Source organism: Halomonas pelophila, from assembly GCF_040196315.1.
GTDB lineage: Bacteria > Pseudomonadota > Gammaproteobacteria > Pseudomonadales > Halomonadaceae > Halomonas > Halomonas pelophila.
Genome location: NZ_JBEGCI010000012.1, coordinates 121,394 through 139,979 on the forward strand (window position 1 = coordinate 121,394; position 18,586 = coordinate 139,979).

General features: G+C 64.5%; 13 protein-coding genes, 4 tRNA genes and 1 rRNA gene. All 18 read right to left on the bottom strand.

Translation table 11 applies throughout. The features are described from left to right. Positions 1-21: 21 nt before the first annotated feature. Positions 22-2,142: an elongation factor G gene (fusA, locus tag ABE957_RS14060; protein WP_349759290.1), complete on the bottom strand. Its 2,121-nt coding sequence runs from the start codon at positions 2,140-2,142 to the stop codon at positions 22-24. A gap of 44 nt (positions 2,143-2,186) precedes the next feature. Beyond that, positions 2,187-2,657 carry a 30S ribosomal protein S7 gene (gene rpsG / locus ABE957_RS14065; protein WP_138181599.1) on the bottom strand — a complete coding sequence of 157 codons (471 nt, stop codon included), beginning with the start codon at positions 2,655-2,657 and terminating at the stop codon, positions 2,187-2,189. A gap of 130 nt (positions 2,658-2,787) precedes the next feature. After that, the gene (gene rpsL, locus ABE957_RS14070) at positions 2,788-3,162 is read right to left on the bottom strand and encodes a 30S ribosomal protein S12 (RefSeq protein WP_089848264.1); all 375 of its coding nucleotides are present in this window, start codon (positions 3,160-3,162) and stop codon (positions 2,788-2,790) included. Positions 3,163-3,311: 149 nt separating this feature from the next. After that, positions 3,312-7,529 (bottom strand): DNA-directed RNA polymerase subunit beta', encoded by a 4,218-nt coding sequence (gene rpoC, locus ABE957_RS14075; RefSeq protein ID WP_349759291.1) that lies wholly within the window; start codon positions 7,527-7,529, stop codon positions 3,312-3,314. A gap of 87 nt (positions 7,530-7,616) precedes the next feature. Beyond that, positions 7,617-11,696, bottom strand: coding sequence for a DNA-directed RNA polymerase subunit beta (gene rpoB / locus ABE957_RS14080; RefSeq protein WP_349759292.1), 4,080 nt, complete (start codon positions 11,694-11,696; stop codon positions 7,617-7,619). Between the two features lie 231 nt (positions 11,697-11,927). After that, positions 11,928-12,299: a 50S ribosomal protein L7/L12 gene (gene rplL, locus ABE957_RS14085; RefSeq protein WP_089848270.1), complete on the bottom strand. Its 372-nt coding sequence runs from the start codon at positions 12,297-12,299 to the stop codon at positions 11,928-11,930. Between the two features lie 90 nt (positions 12,300-12,389). Then, positions 12,390-12,893, bottom strand: a complete 504-nt coding sequence (gene rplJ, locus ABE957_RS14090) for a 50S ribosomal protein L10 (RefSeq protein ID WP_071943769.1) — start codon at positions 12,891-12,893, stop codon at positions 12,390-12,392. 259 nt (positions 12,894-13,152) lie between these two features. Beyond that, positions 13,153-13,845 carry a 50S ribosomal protein L1 gene (gene rplA, locus ABE957_RS14095; RefSeq protein WP_349759293.1) on the bottom strand — a complete coding sequence of 231 codons (693 nt, stop codon included), beginning with the start codon at positions 13,843-13,845 and terminating at the stop codon, positions 13,153-13,155. Between the two features lie 2 nt (positions 13,846-13,847). Further along, positions 13,848-14,279: a 50S ribosomal protein L11 gene (rplK, locus tag ABE957_RS14100; protein ID WP_108447080.1), complete on the bottom strand. Its 432-nt coding sequence runs from the start codon at positions 14,277-14,279 to the stop codon at positions 13,848-13,850. Positions 14,280-14,371: 92 nt separating this feature from the next. Then, complete coding sequence (nusG, locus tag ABE957_RS14105) at positions 14,372-14,905, bottom strand: transcription termination/antitermination protein NusG (RefSeq protein ID WP_089848276.1); 534 nt, start codon at positions 14,903-14,905, stop codon at positions 14,372-14,374. 8 nt (positions 14,906-14,913) lie between these two features. Then, positions 14,914-15,282, bottom strand: a complete 369-nt coding sequence (gene secE, locus ABE957_RS14110; RefSeq protein ID WP_349759294.1) for a preprotein translocase subunit SecE — start codon at positions 15,280-15,282, stop codon at positions 14,914-14,916. A 72-nt stretch (positions 15,283-15,354) separates the two neighbouring features. After that, positions 15,355-15,430, bottom strand: a tRNA-Trp gene (locus ABE957_RS14115). A gap of 152 nt (positions 15,431-15,582) precedes the next feature. Further along, positions 15,583-15,657, bottom strand: a tRNA-Thr gene (locus ABE957_RS14120). Between the two features lie 28 nt (positions 15,658-15,685). Next, a tRNA-Gly gene (locus ABE957_RS14125) sits at positions 15,686-15,759 on the bottom strand. Positions 15,760-15,807: 48 nt separating this feature from the next. Further along, positions 15,808-15,891: transfer RNA gene (locus tag ABE957_RS14130), tRNA-Tyr, on the bottom strand. Between the two features lie 115 nt (positions 15,892-16,006). Next, positions 16,007-16,846, bottom strand: coding sequence for a type III pantothenate kinase (locus ABE957_RS14135; protein WP_349759295.1), 840 nt, complete (start codon positions 16,844-16,846; stop codon positions 16,007-16,009). After that, positions 16,843-17,826 (bottom strand): biotin--[acetyl-CoA-carboxylase] ligase, encoded by a 984-nt coding sequence (locus tag ABE957_RS14140; protein ID WP_349759296.1) that lies wholly within the window; start codon positions 17,824-17,826, stop codon positions 16,843-16,845. The genes ABE957_RS14135 and ABE957_RS14140 overlap by 4 nt, the downstream gene beginning before the upstream one ends. Positions 17,827-18,512: 686 nt before the next feature. Further along, positions 18,513-18,586, bottom strand: a 5S ribosomal RNA gene (rrf, locus tag ABE957_RS18170); the annotation flags it as partial.

Genomic DNA, 18,586 nt, shown 5'->3' on the forward strand with positions numbered 1-18,586 from the left:
CCTCTTTACGTTAGCTAACGGTTAACCGTTCTGGTTGATGACGGCTTCAACGACGCTGGACGGCGCCTCTTCGTAGTCCGCAAACTCCATGACGTAGCTTGCGCGGCCCTGGGTCTGAGAGCGAAGATCGGTCGCATAACCGAACATCTCAGCCAGAGGTACCGTGGCCCGGATGATCTTGCCCATGGCAGTGTCATCCATGCCCTGGACGAGGCCACGACGGCGATTCAGATCGCCCATGACGTCACCCATGAAGTCCTCGGGCGTCACGACCTCGACCTTCATCACCGGCTCGAGGAGCACGGCCTTGGCCTTCCTGGCACCTTCCTTGACGGCCATGGAAGAGGCAACCTTGAACGCGGTCTCGTTTGAGTCCACGTCATGGTAGGAACCGTCGAACAGCGTGACCTTGACGTCAATCATCGGGTAGCCCGCGATGACACCGTTCTTCAGCTGCTCGTAGGCCCCCTTCTCGACGGCCGGAACGTATTCCTTCGGAACCACGCCGCCAACGATCTCCGAGACGAACTTGAAGTGCATGTCCTCGTCTTCGCCCTTGTCCTCGGCGGTGAGCGGTTCGATACGCAGGTACACGTGACCGAACTGGCCGCGACCACCGGACTGGCGGACGAACTTGCCTTCCTGCTCGACCTTGCCGCGAATGGTCTCGCGGTAGGCCACCTGCGGCTTGCCGATGTTGGCATCGACCTTGAACTCGCGACGCATGCGGTCGACGAGGATATCCAGGTGAAGCTCACCCATGCCGGAGATGATGGTCTGACCCGTCTCCTCATCGGTGCGCACCTGGAAGGAGGGATCTTCCTGGGCCAGCTTGCCCAGGGCGATACCCATCTTTTCCTGGTCGGGCTTGGACTTCGGCTCGACGGCCACCGAGATGACCGGATCCGGGAACTCCATGCGCTCGAGCACGATCTTGTCGTTCAGATCGCACAGGGTGTCGCCGGTGGTAACGTCCTTCAGGCCGATGCAGGCGGCGATGTCGCCGGCCAGCACTTCCTTGATCTCCTCGCGGGAGTTGGCGTGCATCTGGACGATACGACCGACGCGCTCCTTCTTCTGCTTGACGGAGTTGTAGACGCTGTCGCCCGACTTCAGCACGCCCGAGTAGACGCGGATGAAGGTCAGGGTACCGACGAAGGGGTCGGTGGCGATCTTGAAGGCCAGGGCGGAGAACGGCGCCTTGTCATCAGCCTCGCGGGTGGCGATGGTGCCGTCCTTGTCGTCCAGCTCGCCTTCGATGGCCTTGACCTCGGTGGGCGACGGCATGTATTCGATGACGCCATCCAGCACGGCCTGCACGCCCTTGTTCTTGAACGCGGAGCCGCAGGTGACCAGGACGATCTCGTTGTCGAGGGTACGACGACGCAGGCCGGCCTTGATCTCCTCGATGGACAGGTCACCCTCTTCGAGGTACTTGTCCATCAGCTCTTCGGAGGCCTCAGCGGCCGACTCGACCATCTCCTCGCGGAACTTCTCGGCGGTCTCCTGGAGCTCGGCCGGGATATCGACGAGGTCGTAGTTCATCCCGAAGTTGTTCTCATCCCAGAGAATGGCCTTCATCTGGATGAGGTCGATTACGCCCTTGAACTCGTCCTCGGTGCCCCAGTTGATCTGGATCGGCACGGTGTTGGCACCGAGACGCTCCTTCAGCTGGTCGATCACCATGAAGAAGTCGGCGCCGGTACGGTCCATCTTGTTGACGAACACCATGCGCGGGACTTCGTACTTGTTGGCCTGACGCCAGACGGTCTCGGTCTGCGGCTGAACGCCCGAGGAGCCACACAGCACCACGACGGCACCGTCGAGCACACGCAGGGAACGCTCGACCTCGATGGTGAAGTCGACGTGTCCCGGCGTATCGATGATGTTGATGCGGTGCTCATCGAACTGCTTGTTCATGCCCTGCCAGAAGCAGGTGGTCGCCGCGGAGGTGATGGTGATACCACGCTCCTGCTCCTGCTCCATCCAGTCCATGGTGGCAGCGCCCTCATGGACCTCGCCGACCTTGTGAGACAGGCCGGTGTAGAACAGGACGCGTTCGGTGGTGGTGGTCTTGCCGGCGTCTACGTGCGCAACGATGCCGATGTTGCGGTAGCGATTTAGCGGAGTCTTGCGAGCCACGATGGAACTCCCCGTTGGTTGGCGGTGCGTCGGGTACGACGCACTTAGAAGCGGTAGTGAGAGAAGGCCTTGTTGGCTTCTGCCATACGATGCACGTCTTCACGCTTCTTGACGGCCGAGCCCTTGCCTTCGGCGGCATCGAGCATCTCACCAGCGAGGCGCTGCACCATGGTCTTCTCGCCACGGCGACGGGCCGCGTCGACCAGCCAGCGCATGGCCAGAGCCTGACGGCGCGAGGGGCGAACTTCCACGGGCACCTGATAGGTCGCGCCGCCGACGCGGCGGGACTTGACCTCGACCATGGGCTGGATGGTTTCCAGCGCCTTGTCGAAGATCTCCAGCGGCTCTTCCTTGCTACGCTCGGCAACCCTGTCCAGCGCACCGTAGACGATGCGCTCAGCTACGGACTTCTTGCCGCTGACCATCAGGTGGTTCATGAACTTCGCCAGGCGCTCACTTCCGAACTTGGGATCCGGCAGGATCTCGCGCTTAGCGGCAACTCTTCTTCTAGGCATGATAAGCCCTCATCAAAGGATCCTTCAGGTAAACCCGAGACGCGCGATCTTCGCCATGCGATAGACCGTGCTCGACCTTACTCTTATCAGACCGTGGTCAAAATAGGGTGACTGCTGCGTGCGAGGCCGATCAGGCCTTCGGACGCTTGGTGCCGTACTTGGAACGGCCCTGCTTACGGTTCTGCACGCCGGAGGTATCCAGGGCGCCACGCACGGTGTGATAACGCACACCGGGAAGGTCCTTTACACGACCGCCGCGGATCAGGACCACGGAGTGCTCCTGAAGGTTGTGGCCTTCACCACCGATGTACGAGGAGACCTCGTAGCCGTTGGTCAGACGAACACGGCACACTTTACGCAGTGCGGAGTTCGGCTTCTTCGGGGTGGTGGTGTAGACGCGGGTGCAGACACCGCGACGTTGCGGGCAGGCCTGCAGCGCAGGCACGTCGCTCTTGGCGGCCTGACGCTTGCGCGGCTTGCGCACGAGCTGATTAATCGTTGCCATGGTGTGTAGCTGACTCCAATGGGTTGCCTTACCTTAATCAGCGGGTGCGGGCGCACCCGCCCCACTGTTAAAGGCTGCGCATTTTAATGGCTGACGCGCCACGTCGTCAAGCCTGCGCCCCCGGGAGGGCGCAGGCAGCGACGCAAACGTCAGATCTCGTCGTCGTCCGAGTCCAGCGCGGTGAGCTGGGCGCCCAACTCCTGCTCGACGTCGTAGGCCGACGGGTGGAGCATCCGCTCGGCGTCTTCACGCTTGCGGCGACGCTCCGCGTGGTGGGTGAGGCCGGTACCGGCCGGGATCAGACGACCCACCACCACGTTCTCCTTCAGGCCGCGCAGGTAGTCACGCTTGCCGGTCACCGCCGCCTCGGTCAGCACCCGCGTGGTCTCCTGGAAGGAGGCCGCGGAGATGAACGACTCGGTGGCGAGACTCGCCTTGGTGATACCCAGCAGCAGCCGCTGGTACTTGGCCGGGAACTTCTCTTGCTGCTCCAGGCGGGCGTTCTGCTCGAGCACGCGCACCAGCTCGGCCTGATCGCCCGGAATGAAGTCGCTGTCGCCGGCGTCGGTGATCTCCACCTTGCGCAGCATCTGACGCACGATCACTTCGATGTGCTTGTCGTTGATGCCCACGCCCTGCAGGCGGTAGACGTCCTGCACCTCGGCGGTGATGTACTTGGCCAGCTCGGCGATACCCAGCAGGCGCAGGATGTCGTGCGGATTGCTCGGGCCATCGGAGATGACCTCGCCCTTCTCCACCGACTCGCCCTCGAAGACCGCGATCTGGCGCCACTTCGGGATCAGCATCTCGAACGGATCGCCGGCTTCCGGGGTGATCGTCAGACGACGCTTGCCCTTGGTCTCCTTGCCGAAGCTGATCACGCCGCTGATCTCGGCGAGGATCGCCGGCTCCTTCGGCTTGCGCGCCTCGAACAGGTCGGCGACGCGCGGCAGACCACCGGTGATGTCCTTGTTACCGGTCGCCTCGACCGGGATACGCGCCACGACCTCACCGACGCCGATACGCGCGCCGTTGTCGGCGGTGATGATCGCCTTGCCGGGCAGCGGGTACTGGACCGGGGTGTCGGAACCGCTGACGGTGACCGCCTTGCCCGCCGCATCGGTGAGCATGATCAGCGGGCGCTTGTCGCGGCCCGCCATGGGACGCGCCGCCGACTCGATCACCTCGATGGAGGAGAGGCCGGTCATCTCGTCCACGCTGCGGTGCATGGTCACGCCTTCGTCGAGGTCGGCGTACTGCACCTGGCCCTCGGCCTCGGCGATGATCGGGTGGGTGTGCGGATCCCACTTGGCCACGGCCTGGCCGGCCTCGACCAGGTCGCCGTCACGGACGTCCAGTTCGGCGCCGTAGGGCAGCTTGTAGTACTCGCGCTCGCGGCCGTGGTCGTCGGCGACGGCCAGGGCGCTGGAACGGGAGACCACCACCAGCTTGCCGTCGCCGCGCTCGACGTGCTTGATGTTGTGCAGGCGCACCTTACCGCCGTGCTTGACCTGGACGCTGTCCACCGCGGAGGCCCGTGAGGCCGCGCCGCCGATGTGGAAGGTCCGCATGGTCAGCTGGGTACCCGGCTCGCCGATCGACTGGGCGGCGATGACGCCGACGGATTCGCCGATGTTCACCTGGTGACCGCGCGCCAGGTCGCGACCGTAACAGGACGAGCAGACGCCGTGGGCGGTCTGGCAGGTGATGGTCGAGCGCACCACGATCTCGTCGACGCCCATGGTGTCGAGCTCGGCACACCAGGCCTCGTCAAGCAGGGTGTCGCGCGGGATCAGCACCTCGTCGGTGGCCGGATCGACCACGTCCTGGGCGACCACGCGGCCGAGCACGCGCTGGGCCAGGGAGACGATGATGTCGCCGCCCTCGATGACCGGGTGCAGGGTCAGGCCGTTCTCGGTGCCGCAGTCCGGCTCGGTGATGACCATGTCCTGGGCCACGTCGACCAGGCGACGCGTCAGGTAACCGGAGTTGGCCGTCTTGAGGGCCGTATCCGCCAGGCCCTTACGCGCGCCGTGGGTCGAGATGAAGTACTGCAGGACGTTCAGGCCTTCGCGGAAGTTCGCGACGATCGGCGTCTCGATGATCGAGCCGTCCGGCTTGGCCATCAGGCCACGCATGCCCGCCAGCTGGCGGATCTGGGCGGCACTACCCCGGGCGCCGGAGTCGGCCATGATGAAGACGCTGTTGAAGGAGTCCTGCTCGACCTCCTTGCCCTCGCGGTCCACCACGGTCTCCTTGGAGATACCGGTCATCATCGCCTTGGCGACCTGGTCGTTGGCCCGGGCCCAGATGTCGATGACCTTGTTGTACTTCTCGCCGGCGGTGACGAGACCGGAGGAGAACTGGTCCTCGATCTCCTTCACCTCGTCCTCGGCCGCCTCGACGATCTCGGCCTTCTCGTCCGGGATGACGAAGTCGTTGACGCCGATGGAGGCGCCGGACCAGGTGGCCATGCGGAAGCCGGTGTACATCAGCTGGTCGGCGAAGATCACCGCCGGCTTGAGGCCCGCGCGGCGATACACCTCGTTGATCAGCTTGGAGATGGCCTTCTTCTTCATCGGCTGGTCGACCAGCTCGAAGGGCACGCCATCGGGGAGGATGCGGAACAGCAGCGCGCGACCGACGGTGGTGTCGTAGATGCGGCGATGCTCGCTCTTCTCACCGGTCTCCTCGTCGATCTCGACCTCGTCCAGGCGGACCTTGACGCGGGCATGCATGGCCACGTTCTGGGTGCCGAAGGCACGCTCCACCTCGTCGAGGCCGGAGAATACCATGCCCTCGCCATTGGCGTTGATGCGCTCGCGGGTCATGTAGTACAGACCCAGCACCACGTCCTGGGACGGCACGATGATCGGCTCGCCGTTGGCCGGTGACAGCACGTTGTTGGTGGCCATCATCAGCGCGCGGGCTTCGAGCTGGGCTTCCAGGGTCAGCGGCACGTGCACCGCCATCTGGTCACCGTCGAAGTCGGCGTTGTAGGCGGCACACACCAGCGGGTGCAGCTGGATCGCCTTGCCCTCGATCAGCAGCGGCTCGAAGGCCTGGATGCCGAGGCGGTGCAGGGTCGGGGCGCGGTTGAGCAGCACGGGGTGCTCGCGGATGACGTCGGCGAGGATGTCCCACACCTCCGGCAACTCGCGCTCGACCATCTTCTTGGCGGCCTTGATGGTGGAGGCGTAGCCGAGAGACTGCAGCTTGGAGTAGATGAACGGCTTGAACAGCTCCAGCGCCATCTTCTTCGGCAGGCCACACTGGTGCAGACGCAGGGTCGGACCGACGGTGATCACCGAGCGGCCGGAGTAGTCCACGCGCTTGCCCAGCAGGTTCTGACGGAAACGTCCCTGCTTGCCCTTGATCATGTCGGCGAGCGACTTCAGCGGGCGCTTGTTGGACCCGGTGATGGCCCGGCCGCGACGACCGTTGTCGAGCAGCGCATCCACCGACTCCTGCAGCATGCGCTTCTCGTTGCGCACGATGATGTCCGGCGCATTGAGGTCGAGCAGCCGCTTGAGGCGGTTGTTGCGGTTGATCACGCGACGGTACAGATCGTTGAGATCGGAGGTCGCGAAGCGGCCACCGTCCAGCGGCACCAGCGGACGCAGGTCCGGCGGCAGCACCGGCAGCACCTCCATGACCATCCACGCCGGGTCGTTGCCCGAGCCCTGGAAGGCCTCGAGCAGCTTGAGGCGCTTGGAGAGCTTCTTGATCTTGGTCTCGGAGTTGGTCTGCGGGATCTCCTCGCGCAGACGACCGATCTCCTCCTCGAGATCGATGTCCTTGAGCAGCGCCTGGACCGCCTCGGCACCCATGCGGGCGTCGAAGTCGTCACCGAACTCCTCGAGGGCCTCGAAGTACTGCTCGTCGTTGAGCAGCTGGCCGCGCTCGAGGGTGGTCATGCCCGGATCGATGACCATGAAGCTCTCGAAGTAGAGCACGCGCTCGATGTCGCGCAGGGTCATGTCGAGGAACATGCCGATACGCGACGGTAGCGACTTCAGGAACCAGATGTGCGCGACGGGGCTCGCCAGCTCGATGTGGCCCATGCGCTCGCGGCGTACCGCGGCCTTGGTCACCTCGACGCCGCACTTCTCGCAGATGATGCCGCGGTGCTTCATGCGCTTGTACTTGCCGCACAGGCACTCGTAATCCTTCACCGGGCCGAAGATCTTGGCGCAGAACAGGCCATCCCGCTCCGGCTTGAAGGTACGGTAGTTGATGGTCTCCGGCTTCTTGACCTCGCCGTAGGACCAGCTGCGGATCATGTCCGGCGACGCCAGCGTGATCTTGATCGCGTCGAACTCTTCGGACTGCGACTGCGATTTGAGGACTTTCACCAAATCTTTCATGGGGTCGGCTCCGTTGCGGAGTTGTCATGGGCGGGGGCGTTGCCACCCCCGCGGACCGTCATTCTGTGAAGCGCAGGCGGTACGGCCTCAGCTTTCCAGCTCGATATCGATACCCAGCGAGCGGATTTCCTTCACCAGCACGTTGAAGGATTCCGGCATGCCCGCCTGCATGGTGTGGTCGCCGTCCACGATGCTCTTGTACATCTTGGTGCGACCCTCCACGTCGTCGGACTTGACCGTGAGCATCTCCTGGAGCGTATAGGCCGCGCCGTAGGCCTCCAGGGCCCAGACCTCCATCTCCCCGAAGCGCTGACCCCCGAACTGCGCCTTGCCGCCCAGCGGCTGCTGAGTGACCAGCGAGTAGGAGCCGGTGGAACGCGCGTGCATCTTGTCATCCACGAGGTGGTTGAGCTTCAGCATGTACATGTAGCCCACCGTGACCGGGCGGTCGAAGGCGTCACCGGTACGCCCGTCGTACAGGGTCGTCTGACCGGAATCCGGCAGGTCGGCGAGGCGCAGCAGGTGTTTGATCTCGCCCTCCTGGGCGCCGTCGAACACCGGCGTGGCCATCGGCACGCCGCCCTTGAGGTTCTTCGCCAGAGCGATCACCTCCTCGTCGGAGAGCAGGTCGAGATTCTCGACGCGGGTGCCCTCGCTGGCGTTGTAGACCTGGCCGAGGAACTCGCGGATCTGACCGACCTGCTGCTCACGGGCGTCGCGCAGCATGTGCTCGATCTTCACGCCGAGGCCTCGGGCGGCCATGCCCAGGTGGGTCTCGAGGATCTGACCGACGTTCATCCGCGACGGTACGCCCAGCGGGTTCAACACCACGTCGATGGGCTCGCCGTAGCCGTCGAAGGGCATGTCCTCGATCGGCATGATCGCCGAGATGACACCCTTGTTACCGTGACGGCCGGCCATCTTGTCGCCCGGCTGCAGGCGGCGCTTGATCGCCAGGTAGACCTTGACGATCTTGAGCACGCCCGGCGCCAGATCGTCGCCCTGGGTGAGCTTGCGCTTCTTGTCCTCGAACCGCTCGTCCATCTCCTTGCGACGGTTCTCGAGCTGTTCGTCGGCCTGGGCCAGCAGCTCGTTGAGCGTCTCGTCCTGCATGCGCAGCTTGAACCACTGCTGACGCGGCAGCTCCTCGAGGTAGCTGTCGGAGAGCACGTCGCCCTTCTTCAGCTTCGGCCCGCCATTGACGGCCTGACCGACGAGGGTGCGCTGCAGGCGCTCGAAGGTGGCATCCTCGGCGATACGGTAGGTCTCCTGCAGGTCCTTGCGGACCTCATCGAGCTGCATCTGCTCGATGGACAGCGCACGGGAGTCCTTCTCCACGCCGTCACGGGTGAAGACCTGGACGTCGATGACGGTGCCCTTCATGCCGGTCGGGGCACGCAGGGAGGTGTCCTTCACGTCGGAGGCCTTCTCGCCGAAGATCGCACGCAGCAGCTTCTCTTCCGGCGTCAGCTGGGTCTCGCCCTTGGGCGTGACCTTACCGACCAGGATGTCGCCCGCGCCGACCTCGGCACCGATGTAGACCACGCCGGCCTCATCCAGCTTGCCCAGCGCCGACTCGCCGACGTTGGGGATGTCGGAGGTGATCTCCTCCGGCCCCAGCTTGGTGTCGCGGGAGACGCAGGTCAGCTCCTGGATGTGGATGGTGGTGAAACGGTCTTCCTGGACCGCCCGCTCGGAGAGCAGGATGGAGTCCTCGAAGTTGTAGCCGTTCCACGGCATGAAGGCGATGCGCATGTTCTGACCCAGGGCCAGGTCGCCCATGTCCACGGAGGGACCGTCGGCCAGGATGTCACCGCGGCTCACCCGGTCACCGGGGCGCACGATCGGGCGCTGGTTCTGGCAGGTGTTCTGGTTCGAGCGCAGGTACTTGGTCAGGTTGTAGATATCGACGCCGGCCTCGCCGCCGATGATCTCGTCCTCGCTGACCCGTACCACGATGCGCTTGGCATCGACCGAGTCGATCACGCCGCCACGGCGCGCCACTTCGCACACGCCGGAGTCACGGGCCACGAAGCGCTCCATGCCGGTACCCACCAGGGGCTTGTCGGCACGCAGGGTCGGCACCGCCTGACGCTGCATGTTCGCCCCCATCAGGGCGCGGTTGGCGTCATCGTGCTCGAGGAAGGGGATCAGGGCCGCGGCCACGGACACCACCTGGCGCGGTGACACGTCCATCAGGGTGACCTGCTCGGGACGCATGAAGGTGGTCTCGCCGCGGTGACGCACCTGCACCAGGTCGTCGACCAGCTTGTTGCCCTCGTCCACGGTGGCGGAGGCCTGGGCGATGACGAAGTCGCCCTCCTCGATCGCCGAGAGGTGCACCACGTCATCGGTCACCTGGCTGTCCACGACCTTGCGGTACGGCGTCTCGAGGAAACCGTAGCTGTTGGTGTGGCTGTAGGTGGCCAGCGAGTTGATCAGGCCGATGTTCGGGCCTTCCGGCGTCTCGATCGGGCACAGACGGCCGTAGTGGGTGGCGTGAACGTCACGCACCTCGAAGCCGGCCCGCTCGCGGGTCAGGCCGCCCGGCCCAAGCGCGGAGACACGGCGCTTGTGGGTGACCTCGGAGAGCGGGTTGTTCTGGTCCATGAACTGGGAGAGCTGGCTGGAACCGAAGAACTCCTTCACCGCCGCCGCGACCGGCTTGGCGTTGATCAGGTCCTGGGGCATCAGGCCTTCGCTCTCGGCCATGGAGAGGCGTTCCTTGACCGCGCGCTCGACGCGCACCAGGCCCACGCGGAACTGGTTCTCGGCCATCTCGCCGACGCAGCGGATGCGGCGGTTGCCCAGGTGGTCGATGTCGTCGACGTCGCCGAAGCCGTTACGGATGGCGATCATCTCGCGCAGCACATCGAGGATGTCGCGCTGGTCGAGGACGCCGGAGCCGGTGTCGCTGTCGCGACGCAGGCGACGGTTGAACTTCATGCGGCCCACGCCCGACAGGTCGTAGCGGTCTTCGCTGAAGAACAGGTTGGTGAACAGCGTCTCGGCGGCCTCCTTGGTGGGCGGCTCGCCGGGGCGCATCATGCGATAGATCTCGACCAGCGCCTCGAGGCGGGACCCGGTGGTGTCCAGCTTGAGGGTGTCGGAGATGAAGGGACCACAGTCGAGATCGTTGGTGTAGAGGGTCTCGAGGGTGGTGACGCCGGCTTGGCCGAGCTTCTCCAGCAGTTCCGGGGTGATCTCGCTGTTGCAGGAGCAGATCAGCTCACCGGTGTTGGGATCGACCTGATCCTTGGCCAGGGTCTTGCCGAAGAGGTAGTCCATCGGCACGTCGAGGCGCTCGAGGCCGGCCTTCTCCAGCTGGCGGATATGCTTCTGGGTGACCCGGCGGCCCTCTTCGACGATGACGTTGCCTTCGCCATCCTTGATGTCGAAGGTCGCGGTCTCGCCGCGCAGGCGCGACGGCACCAGCTCCACGGAGAAGCCGGACTTCTCGATGTGGAAGGTGCTGAACTCGAAGAACTCGGCGAGGATCTGCTCGGCGCTCATGCCCAGGGCGTGCAGCAGCACCGTGGCCGGCAGCTTGCGGCGACGGTCGATGCGCACGAAGACGCTGTCCTTGGGATCGAACTCGAAGTCGAGCCAGGAGCCGCGGTAGGGAATCACGCGGGCCGAGTAGAGCAGCTTGCCGGACGAGTGGCTCTTGCCCTTGTCATGGTCGAAGAACACGCCGGGCGAACGGTGCAGCTGTGAGACGATGACCCGCTCGGTACCGTTGATGACGAAGGTACCGTTCTCGGTCATCAGGGGGATTTCCCCCATGTAGACTTCCTGCTCCTTGATGTCCTTGATCGCCTTGTTCGACGAATCCTTATCATAGATGATCAGGCGGACCTTGACGCGCAGGGGGGCCGAATAGGTGACGCCACGCAGCTGGCACTCCTTGACGTCGAAGGCCGGGGTGCCGAAACGGTAGCTGACATACTCAAGGGCCGCGTTGCCGGAGAAGCTCGCGATCGGAAAGACCGACTTGAAGGCGGCGTGCAGGCCGATCTCCATGCGTTCTTCGGGTGAGCGATCCTGCTGGAGAAACTCGTAGTAGGAATCAAGCTGGATGGCCAGCAGGTAAGGCACATCCATCACTTGGGGCAGTTTGCCGAAATCCTTGCGGATGCGTTTTTTCTCAGTGTATGAGTAAGCCATCTGTATTCCCCAGCTTGTTCACCATGGGTGACCGATGCGTGTCGGCGTCACCCGACGGGTACGGCTCCGTCAGGCGCTGACGGCAAGCCTCCACCAGGAGGCTCGCCGTCGGAATTCGGCTAGCGGTAGCCCGAGGGCGACCGTCTAGTTACAACAGAAAAAGGCCGGCAGCGGGTGACCCGCCACCAGCCGTGGAAGCTTACGCAGCGCGTGAAGCCATGGGCACAAGGGTTACTTGAGCTCCACGCTCGCGCCGGCTTCTTCCAGCTTCTTCTTCGCCTCTTCGGCGTCGTCCTTGGACATGGCTTCCTTGATGGTCGCCGGTGCGCCGTCGACGGCACCCTTGGCTTCCTTCAGGCCCAGGCCAGTGATCTCGCGGACGGCCTTGATGACGTTGACCTTCTTGTCGCCTGCGCCGGTCAGCACCAGGTCGAATTCGGTCTGCTCTTCCTCGACGGCGGCTTCAGCGCCACCCGGGCCGGCCACGACGGCAGCGGCAGCAGAGACACCGAACTTCTCTTCCATGGCCTCGATCAGCTCGGCCACTTCCATCACGGACATGTCGGCGACGGCGTTGATGATGTCTTCTTTGGTCAGTGCCATTGTCTAGATTCCTAACTTTGCGGGAGCCTCGGCATCGCGATGGCTCGGGGATTCAATGTTCGATTCAGGCTGAGCGCAAGAGTTCGCCGTTCAGGCGGCCTCTTCCTGCTTCTGGTCGCGCAGCGCAGCGAGGGTACGGACCAGCTTGCCGGCAGAAGCTTCCTTCATGACGGACATCAGCTTGGCGATCGCCTCATCGTAGGTCGGCAGGGTTGCCAGACGGTCGATGTCGCTTGCCGGGATCAGCTCACCTTCGTAGGCCAGCGCCTTGACCTCAAACTCCTTCTGACCCTTGGCGAACTCCTTGAACAGACGGGCGGCGGCGCCCGGGTGCTCGTAGGAGAAGGCCAGCATGGTCGGACCGGAGAAGGTCTCGTCCAGAATCTCCCAGGGAGTTCCGGACAGGGCGCGGCGTGCCAGGGTGTTGCGCACAACACGGATCTGCACGCCGTTCTCGCGGGCCTGCTTGCGCAGGTCGGTCATCGCGCTGACCGCGACGCCACGAGAGTCGGCAACTACGACGGAGAGAGCATCCTTGGCCGCTTCACTGACCTCGGCAACGATTGCCTTCTTGCCTTCGAGTGCTAGTGGCACAGTGATCACTCCTTCGTGCCGGAACCTCGCGAGAGGATTCCGGTGGTTACCATCTCTCCCGACCGGAGGTCGGGAGTCCTGGGTGATGGTGCTCACCAGAGATCTGGCGGCCACACCATCTGCGCAGGCCTCCCCGAGGGAAGATTAAGCCGCACCTCCGGAAAGGAGCGGCACCTGCGGTCTTTGACGGTGCCCCGCCGGCGAGGATAGCCCGGCACGGGGACCGCAAAGTTCCTGCAATCGTTCGATCGACGCCCGGTTAGACCAGGGCGGAATGATCGATGGTAAGACCCGGGCCCATGGTGGTGGACACGGTGAACTTCTTGAAATAGATACCCTTGGACGTGCTCGGCTTGAGCCGCTTCAGGTCGGAGACCAGCGCTTCCAGGTTGCCCCGGATGGCGGCGGCGTCGAAGTCGACCTTGCCCAGAGTGGTATGGATGATGCCGTTCTTGTCGGTACGGAAGCGCACCTGACCGGCCTTGGCGTTCTTGACCGCGGTGGCGACGTCCGGCGTCACGGTCCCGACCTTGGGGTTCGGCATCAGGCCACGCGGACCGAGGATCTGGCCCAGCTGACCGACGACGCGCATGGCGTCCGGCGAGGCGATGACCACGTCGAAGTCGAGCTGGCCCTTCTTGACCTGCTCGGCCAGGTCATCCATGCCGATGATGTCAGCGCCGGCTTCCTTGGCGGCTTCGGCATTGGCACCCTGAGTAAAGACGGCGACACGCACGTCCTTGCCGGTACCATTGGGCATGACGGTGGCGCCACGCACGACCTGGTCGGATTTCCGCGGATCGACGCCGAGATTGATGGCGACGTCCAGGGATTCCTTGAACTTGACGGTGGAGAGCTCGGAGAGCAGAGCCACGGCCTCGTCGAGGGAGTAGGCCTTGTTGGCGTCAACCTTCTCGCGAATCTGCTGTGCGCGCTTGGACAGTTTAGCCATGATCAGAGACCCTCCACGTTCAGGCCCATGCTACGGGCACTACCGGCAATGGTACGCACCGCGGCGTCGAGATCGGCAGCCGTCAGATCCGGCTCCTTGGTCTTGGCGATCTCTTCGAGCTGTTCGCGGGTCACGGTACCGACCTTGGTCTTGTTCGGCTCACCGGAGCCGGACTTGATGCCAGCAGCCTTCTTCAGCAGGACCGCCGCGGGCGGGGTCTTGGTGACGAAGGTGAAGCTGCGGTCGGAGTAGACGGTGATGACCACGGGGGTCGGCAGGCCGACCTCGATGTCCTGCGTCGCGGCGTTGAACGCCTTGCAGAACTCCATGATGTTGACACCGTGCTGACCCAGCGCCGGGCCCACGGGGGGGCTCGGGTTGGCCTTGCCGGCTGCCACCTGCAGCTTGATGTAAGCCTGTACTTTCTTGGCCATGATGGACTCCAGTTGGGTAGTAGCGCCTTGCGGCTCCCCGGGTTACACGACCACCCGCAGGTGGCCGCCACGAAAACGATGAGGCCGGAAGGTTATTCCTTCTCGACCTGGGCAAACTCCAGCTCGACGGGCGTGGAGCGGCCGAAGATCAGCACGCTGACCTGCACGCGGCTCTTGTCGTAGTTGACCTCTTCGACGACGCCATTGAAGTCGGCGAAGGGCCCGTCGGTGACGCGAACCGACTGACCCGGCTCGAACAGTGTCTTGGGCCGCGGCTTGTCGGTGCCATCCTTCACCCGGCTGAGGATCGCATCGGCCTCACGCTGGGTGATGGGCGCCGGCTTCTCCTTGGTACCGCCGATGAACCCCATGACGCGGGGGGTCTCGTTGACCAGGTGCCAGGTCTCGTCATCCATTTCCATCTCGACCAGCACGTAGCCGGGATAGAACTTGCGCTCGCTCTTGCGACGCTTGCCGTCACGCACCTCGACGACTTCTTCGGTAGGCACCAGGATCTCGCCGAAGCGGTCCTCCATGCCATACATCTTCACGCGCTCGGTAAGCGAGCGCATGACATGCTTTTCGAAGCCGGAGTAGGCGTGGACGACATACCAACGCTTGGACATGTAAACTCCTAACCGATGACGCCGGACATCGCCCAGCCAAGAAGGGTATCGATGAGCCAGAGCATCAGCCCGACCACCAGCACGGCCACCAGCACGATGGCGGTGGTCTGGATGGTCTCGGGCCGTGTCGGCCAGACGACGCGCTGAATTTCCTTCTTCGCACTCCTGGCGAGCTCGAGCAGATCACGACCCTTGGCCGTGGTCAGCGCCACCAGCGCCGCCGCCACGCTGAGCACGACGACACCGAGCACACGATAGAGAAGTGCCTGATCGGCAAAATAGGTATTGCCGACCACGGCAAGGACCAGCAGAGTGACGATAACCGCCCACTTGAGCCCGTCGTGGCGCGACTCCTGCACCTCGGCGTTATGCTTCATGAAAACGAGACTCCTCAGGGTGCGGCAATCGAAACATGAAAGTATATGAGATATCGCCAGCCTGGGGAAGACTGGCAGGCCAGGAGGGAATCGAACCCCCAACCTGCGGTTTTGGAGACCGCTGCTCTGCCAATTGAGCTACTGGCCTGTATCTGCTTCCGCAACCGCCCTTTGCAGGCGGCCTGCACGACAGCGGGCGCCATAATAGCGAAAGGTGCTTCGCCTGGCAACCCCTCCCCCGACACATTGTCGCCCCGAGGGAGAAAAAGAAAAGGCGAGCCGCGGCTCGCCTTCTCGATATGGAGCTCATGGACGGATTTGAACCGTCGACCTCACCCTTACCAAGGGTGTGCTCTACCCCTGAGCTACATGAGCACAACTCGTGGCATCAAGCTTCGATACCTGGAGCGGGCAGCGGGGATCGAACCCGCATCATCAGCTTGGAAGGCTGAGGTTCTACCATTGAACTATGCCCGCCTACCCACTCTTGCTGCCAGCACCCGACGCATCGCATGCGGCTAAACTTGGTGGAGGGGGAAGGATTCGAACCTTCGAAGCTTTCGCGGCAGATTTACAGTCTGCTCCCTTTGGCCACTCGGGAACCCCTCCAACTGGCGATGTATTCTACCGCCTTTGCTTCCGGTGTCAAGCCTCTGATTTATCAGGCTCTTGATACGGCGTGCCGGACGTGCCGACGCGTCTTCCCGGAACGCGACGCATTCTGTCAAAGCAGCATCGAGAATGCAAGCGCCGCCCGTATCTTTTCCATCGCCACCGGCGAGGGCACCTGCGGCGCCCCGGAGAGCCGGCCGGCCCGCTCCGCCGCCGTCAGCGGGAAACAAGCCTCGAGCCCCCCATAGACCATGTCCGGCCACACCGCATGGGGCACCTGGATGCCTCGCGACACCACCCGCGCATCGCCCCCGGTCAGCAGCATGGGCAGGGCGACGTCCTGCTGGTCACACACCTCGCTGTAGATGCGATTGACCGCGCTGACCGCCGCCATGTAGATGCCGTGATTGACTGCCTCGACCGTACGCCGCCCCGGCTCGAGCAGCTCTTCCGCCTCGCTGTCCGGATCGATGGCCACGTTGCGGGTGCCGAGTTTCAGGCTCTCCTTCATCAGGCGCAGTCCCGGCAGGATATAGCCCCCAAGGTGTCGCCCGCCGGGCAGCACGAAATCGACGGTGATGGCGCTGCCGCAATCCACCGCGCAGCAGCCGCCTGCCAGCTGGTAGCCCGCCAGGGCCCCCATCCAGCGATCGACACCCAGCTTGCCGGGCTCCTCATAGCCGTTGGCGACGCCCAGGGCCTCGGGGGTGGAGCGCGCCACGTGGACGGTGCCGACCCGGCGGCGCAGCAGCGCCACCGTCTCCTCCAGGACCGCCCGGCGCGCCACGCTGGAGATGCGCACCGCCTCGACCACGTCGAGGTCGGGGATATCGGCGCCGGGTCGCCACTCCTCGCGGGTCCAGACCGCCCCGCGCGAGCGGATCTCGCTGCTGTCACCATCCTTGAGTCGCCACTTCGACAGGGTATTGCCAATATCCAGGTCCAGGATCATGCCCGTCTCCGCACGCTGATTTCACCGCCGGCGAGCCGCCGCTGCCGCTCGCCCTGCCGCACCCAGAGATTGCCGGCCTCATCCACGTCGCCGGCAACCGCCGATTCACGCTCGCCTCGCTGCAGGATCTCCACCTCGCAGCCGGCATAGGCGTGCCGTGCGTTCCAGTCATCCTGCCAGGCGGCAAAGCCCTGCTGCTCGAAGCCCGCCAGCAGGGGCAGCAGCTCGTTCAGCAGCGCCGCGGCCAGGGCATTGCGCGACAGCCCCGGCGCCTGGTCGTGCACCGCGGCCACGGGCTGATCGATGCTCTCGCGAAACGCCTGGGGCAGGTCGACGTTGATGCCCATGCCGACCACCACCTCGCAAGGCCCGGCGGCGTCACCGCTGATCTCGACCAGGATGCCCGCGAGCTTGCCCAGCTCCCCGTCGCGCCCCTTCAGCAGCACGTCGTTGGGCCACTTGAGCCGGGGAGTGGCACCGTGACGCTCGAGGACCCGGGCCAGCACCACGCCGAGGGCCAGGCTCAGCCCCTCCAGGGCGGCCACCCCTGCCTCTACCCGCCAGCCGATCGAGAGCATCAGGGTCCGCCCCCAGGGCGTCACCCAGGTGCGCCCTCGACGCCCGCGCCCTTCGCTCTGCTGCTCCACCAGGCAGACCTCACCATGCCCGGCGCCCTGCGCGAACCGTTCGCGCAGGTAGGCATTGCTCGAGGGCAGGGTCTCCTCGACGAACAGGCGCGTCAGGTGGGGACGAGCCTCCCGGGACAGGCCCGCCACCACGGCGCGCCCGTCGAGCAGCTCCAGGCGTTCGACCAGGCGATAGCCCTGACCCTTCACCGCCTCCATGGGGATGCCCAGGGACTCCAGTTTCTGCAGCTGTTTCCATACCGCCGCCCGCGAGACGCCAAGCTTCACTCCCAGCTGCTCGCCGGAGTGGAACTCGCCGTCGCTCAACAGGCGGATCAGGTCACCGATGGTCATGCTCATGCCCCAGACGGGAAATGGGCCATTCTAGCGGATGGGAGCAGGCCCCGGAAATCGCGGCGCGGCGATCGCGCCCCCGACAAACGGGTGAGACCGCCACGCGATCGCCGAAAGGGCCCTTCTCAGCCGACCCGAAGGCCACAAGCGTCGACCTCGACGAGACGGACACCGGGGCGCCAGATCGGCGCCGTATCGCGCTGAAGTCCCGAGTCGCTACCCCACGCTCCCCGCGGGCGGCGCGCGCCGCTCCCTGAGCCCGCGCGTGAGTCGATGGCCTGTCAGGGGGCGCCCCTCCCCTTCCGGTGCGGCGTGGCGAGGCCCAACCGTATCGCCATGCCTCTCCCGGCCGGCTGCGCTCCGTCGCCCTGCCCCGCTGCGCTTCGCCAGCAGTGTGCATGAGGGAGCGGTTGCTCACGTTCTGGTTGGACCGAAACCAGAGGGAAGGCCAGGTGGACCTTGATCAGGGGGAAGTCAGGTTTCATGCGCCACACTTCATACGCCCACACCAAAACGCCCCCACCTCGAGAGAGACGGGGGCGTTGTCATATGGGGCAACGCATAGCGGGAGGCGCGAACGACGATTCGCACCGAACCAGGGCGGGCCATTCTTCCCTGTCGATAACGCTTGGCCCACCATGAAAAAACCCCGAGCTCATTGAGCTCGGGGTTTTCTCGGAATAGGTGCCTGACGATGACCTACTCTCGCATGGGGAGACCCCACACTACCATCGGCGCTGATCGGTTTCACTGCTGAGTT

Bases quoted from the DNA above. Each gene is read 5' to 3' on its own strand.
- rplA (WP_349759293.1), bottom strand. From the start codon at position 13,845: ATGGCTAAACTGTCCAAGCGCGCACAGCAGATTCGCGAGAAGGTTGAC.
- rpsL (WP_089848264.1), bottom strand. From the start codon at position 3,162: ATGGCAACGATTAATCAGCTCGTGCGCAAGCCGCGCAAGCGTCAGGCC.
- rpoC (WP_349759291.1), bottom strand. From the start codon at position 7,529: ATGAAAGATTTGGTGAAAGTCCTCAAATCGCAGTCGCAGTCCGAAGAG.
- ABE957_RS14140 (WP_349759296.1), bottom strand. From the start codon at position 17,826: ATGACCATCGGTGACCTGATCCGCCTGTTGAGCGACGGCGAGTTCCAC.
- rplL (WP_089848270.1), bottom strand. From the start codon at position 12,299: ATGGCACTGACCAAAGAAGACATCATCAACGCCGTCGCCGACATGTCC.
- nusG (WP_089848276.1), bottom strand. From the start codon at position 14,905: ATGTCCAAGCGTTGGTATGTCGTCCACGCCTACTCCGGCTTCGAAAAG.
- secE (WP_349759294.1), bottom strand. From the start codon at position 15,282: ATGAAGCATAACGCCGAGGTGCAGGAGTCGCGCCACGACGGGCTCAAG.
- rpsG (WP_138181599.1), bottom strand. From the start codon at position 2,657: ATGCCTAGAAGAAGAGTTGCCGCTAAGCGCGAGATCCTGCCGGATCCC.
- ABE957_RS14135 (WP_349759295.1), bottom strand. From the start codon at position 16,846: ATGATCCTGGACCTGGATATTGGCAATACCCTGTCGAAGTGGCGACTC.
- rplK (WP_108447080.1), bottom strand. From the start codon at position 14,279: ATGGCCAAGAAAGTACAGGCTTACATCAAGCTGCAGGTGGCAGCCGGC.
- rpoB (WP_349759292.1), bottom strand. From the start codon at position 11,696: ATGGCTTACTCATACACTGAGAAAAAACGCATCCGCAAGGATTTCGGC.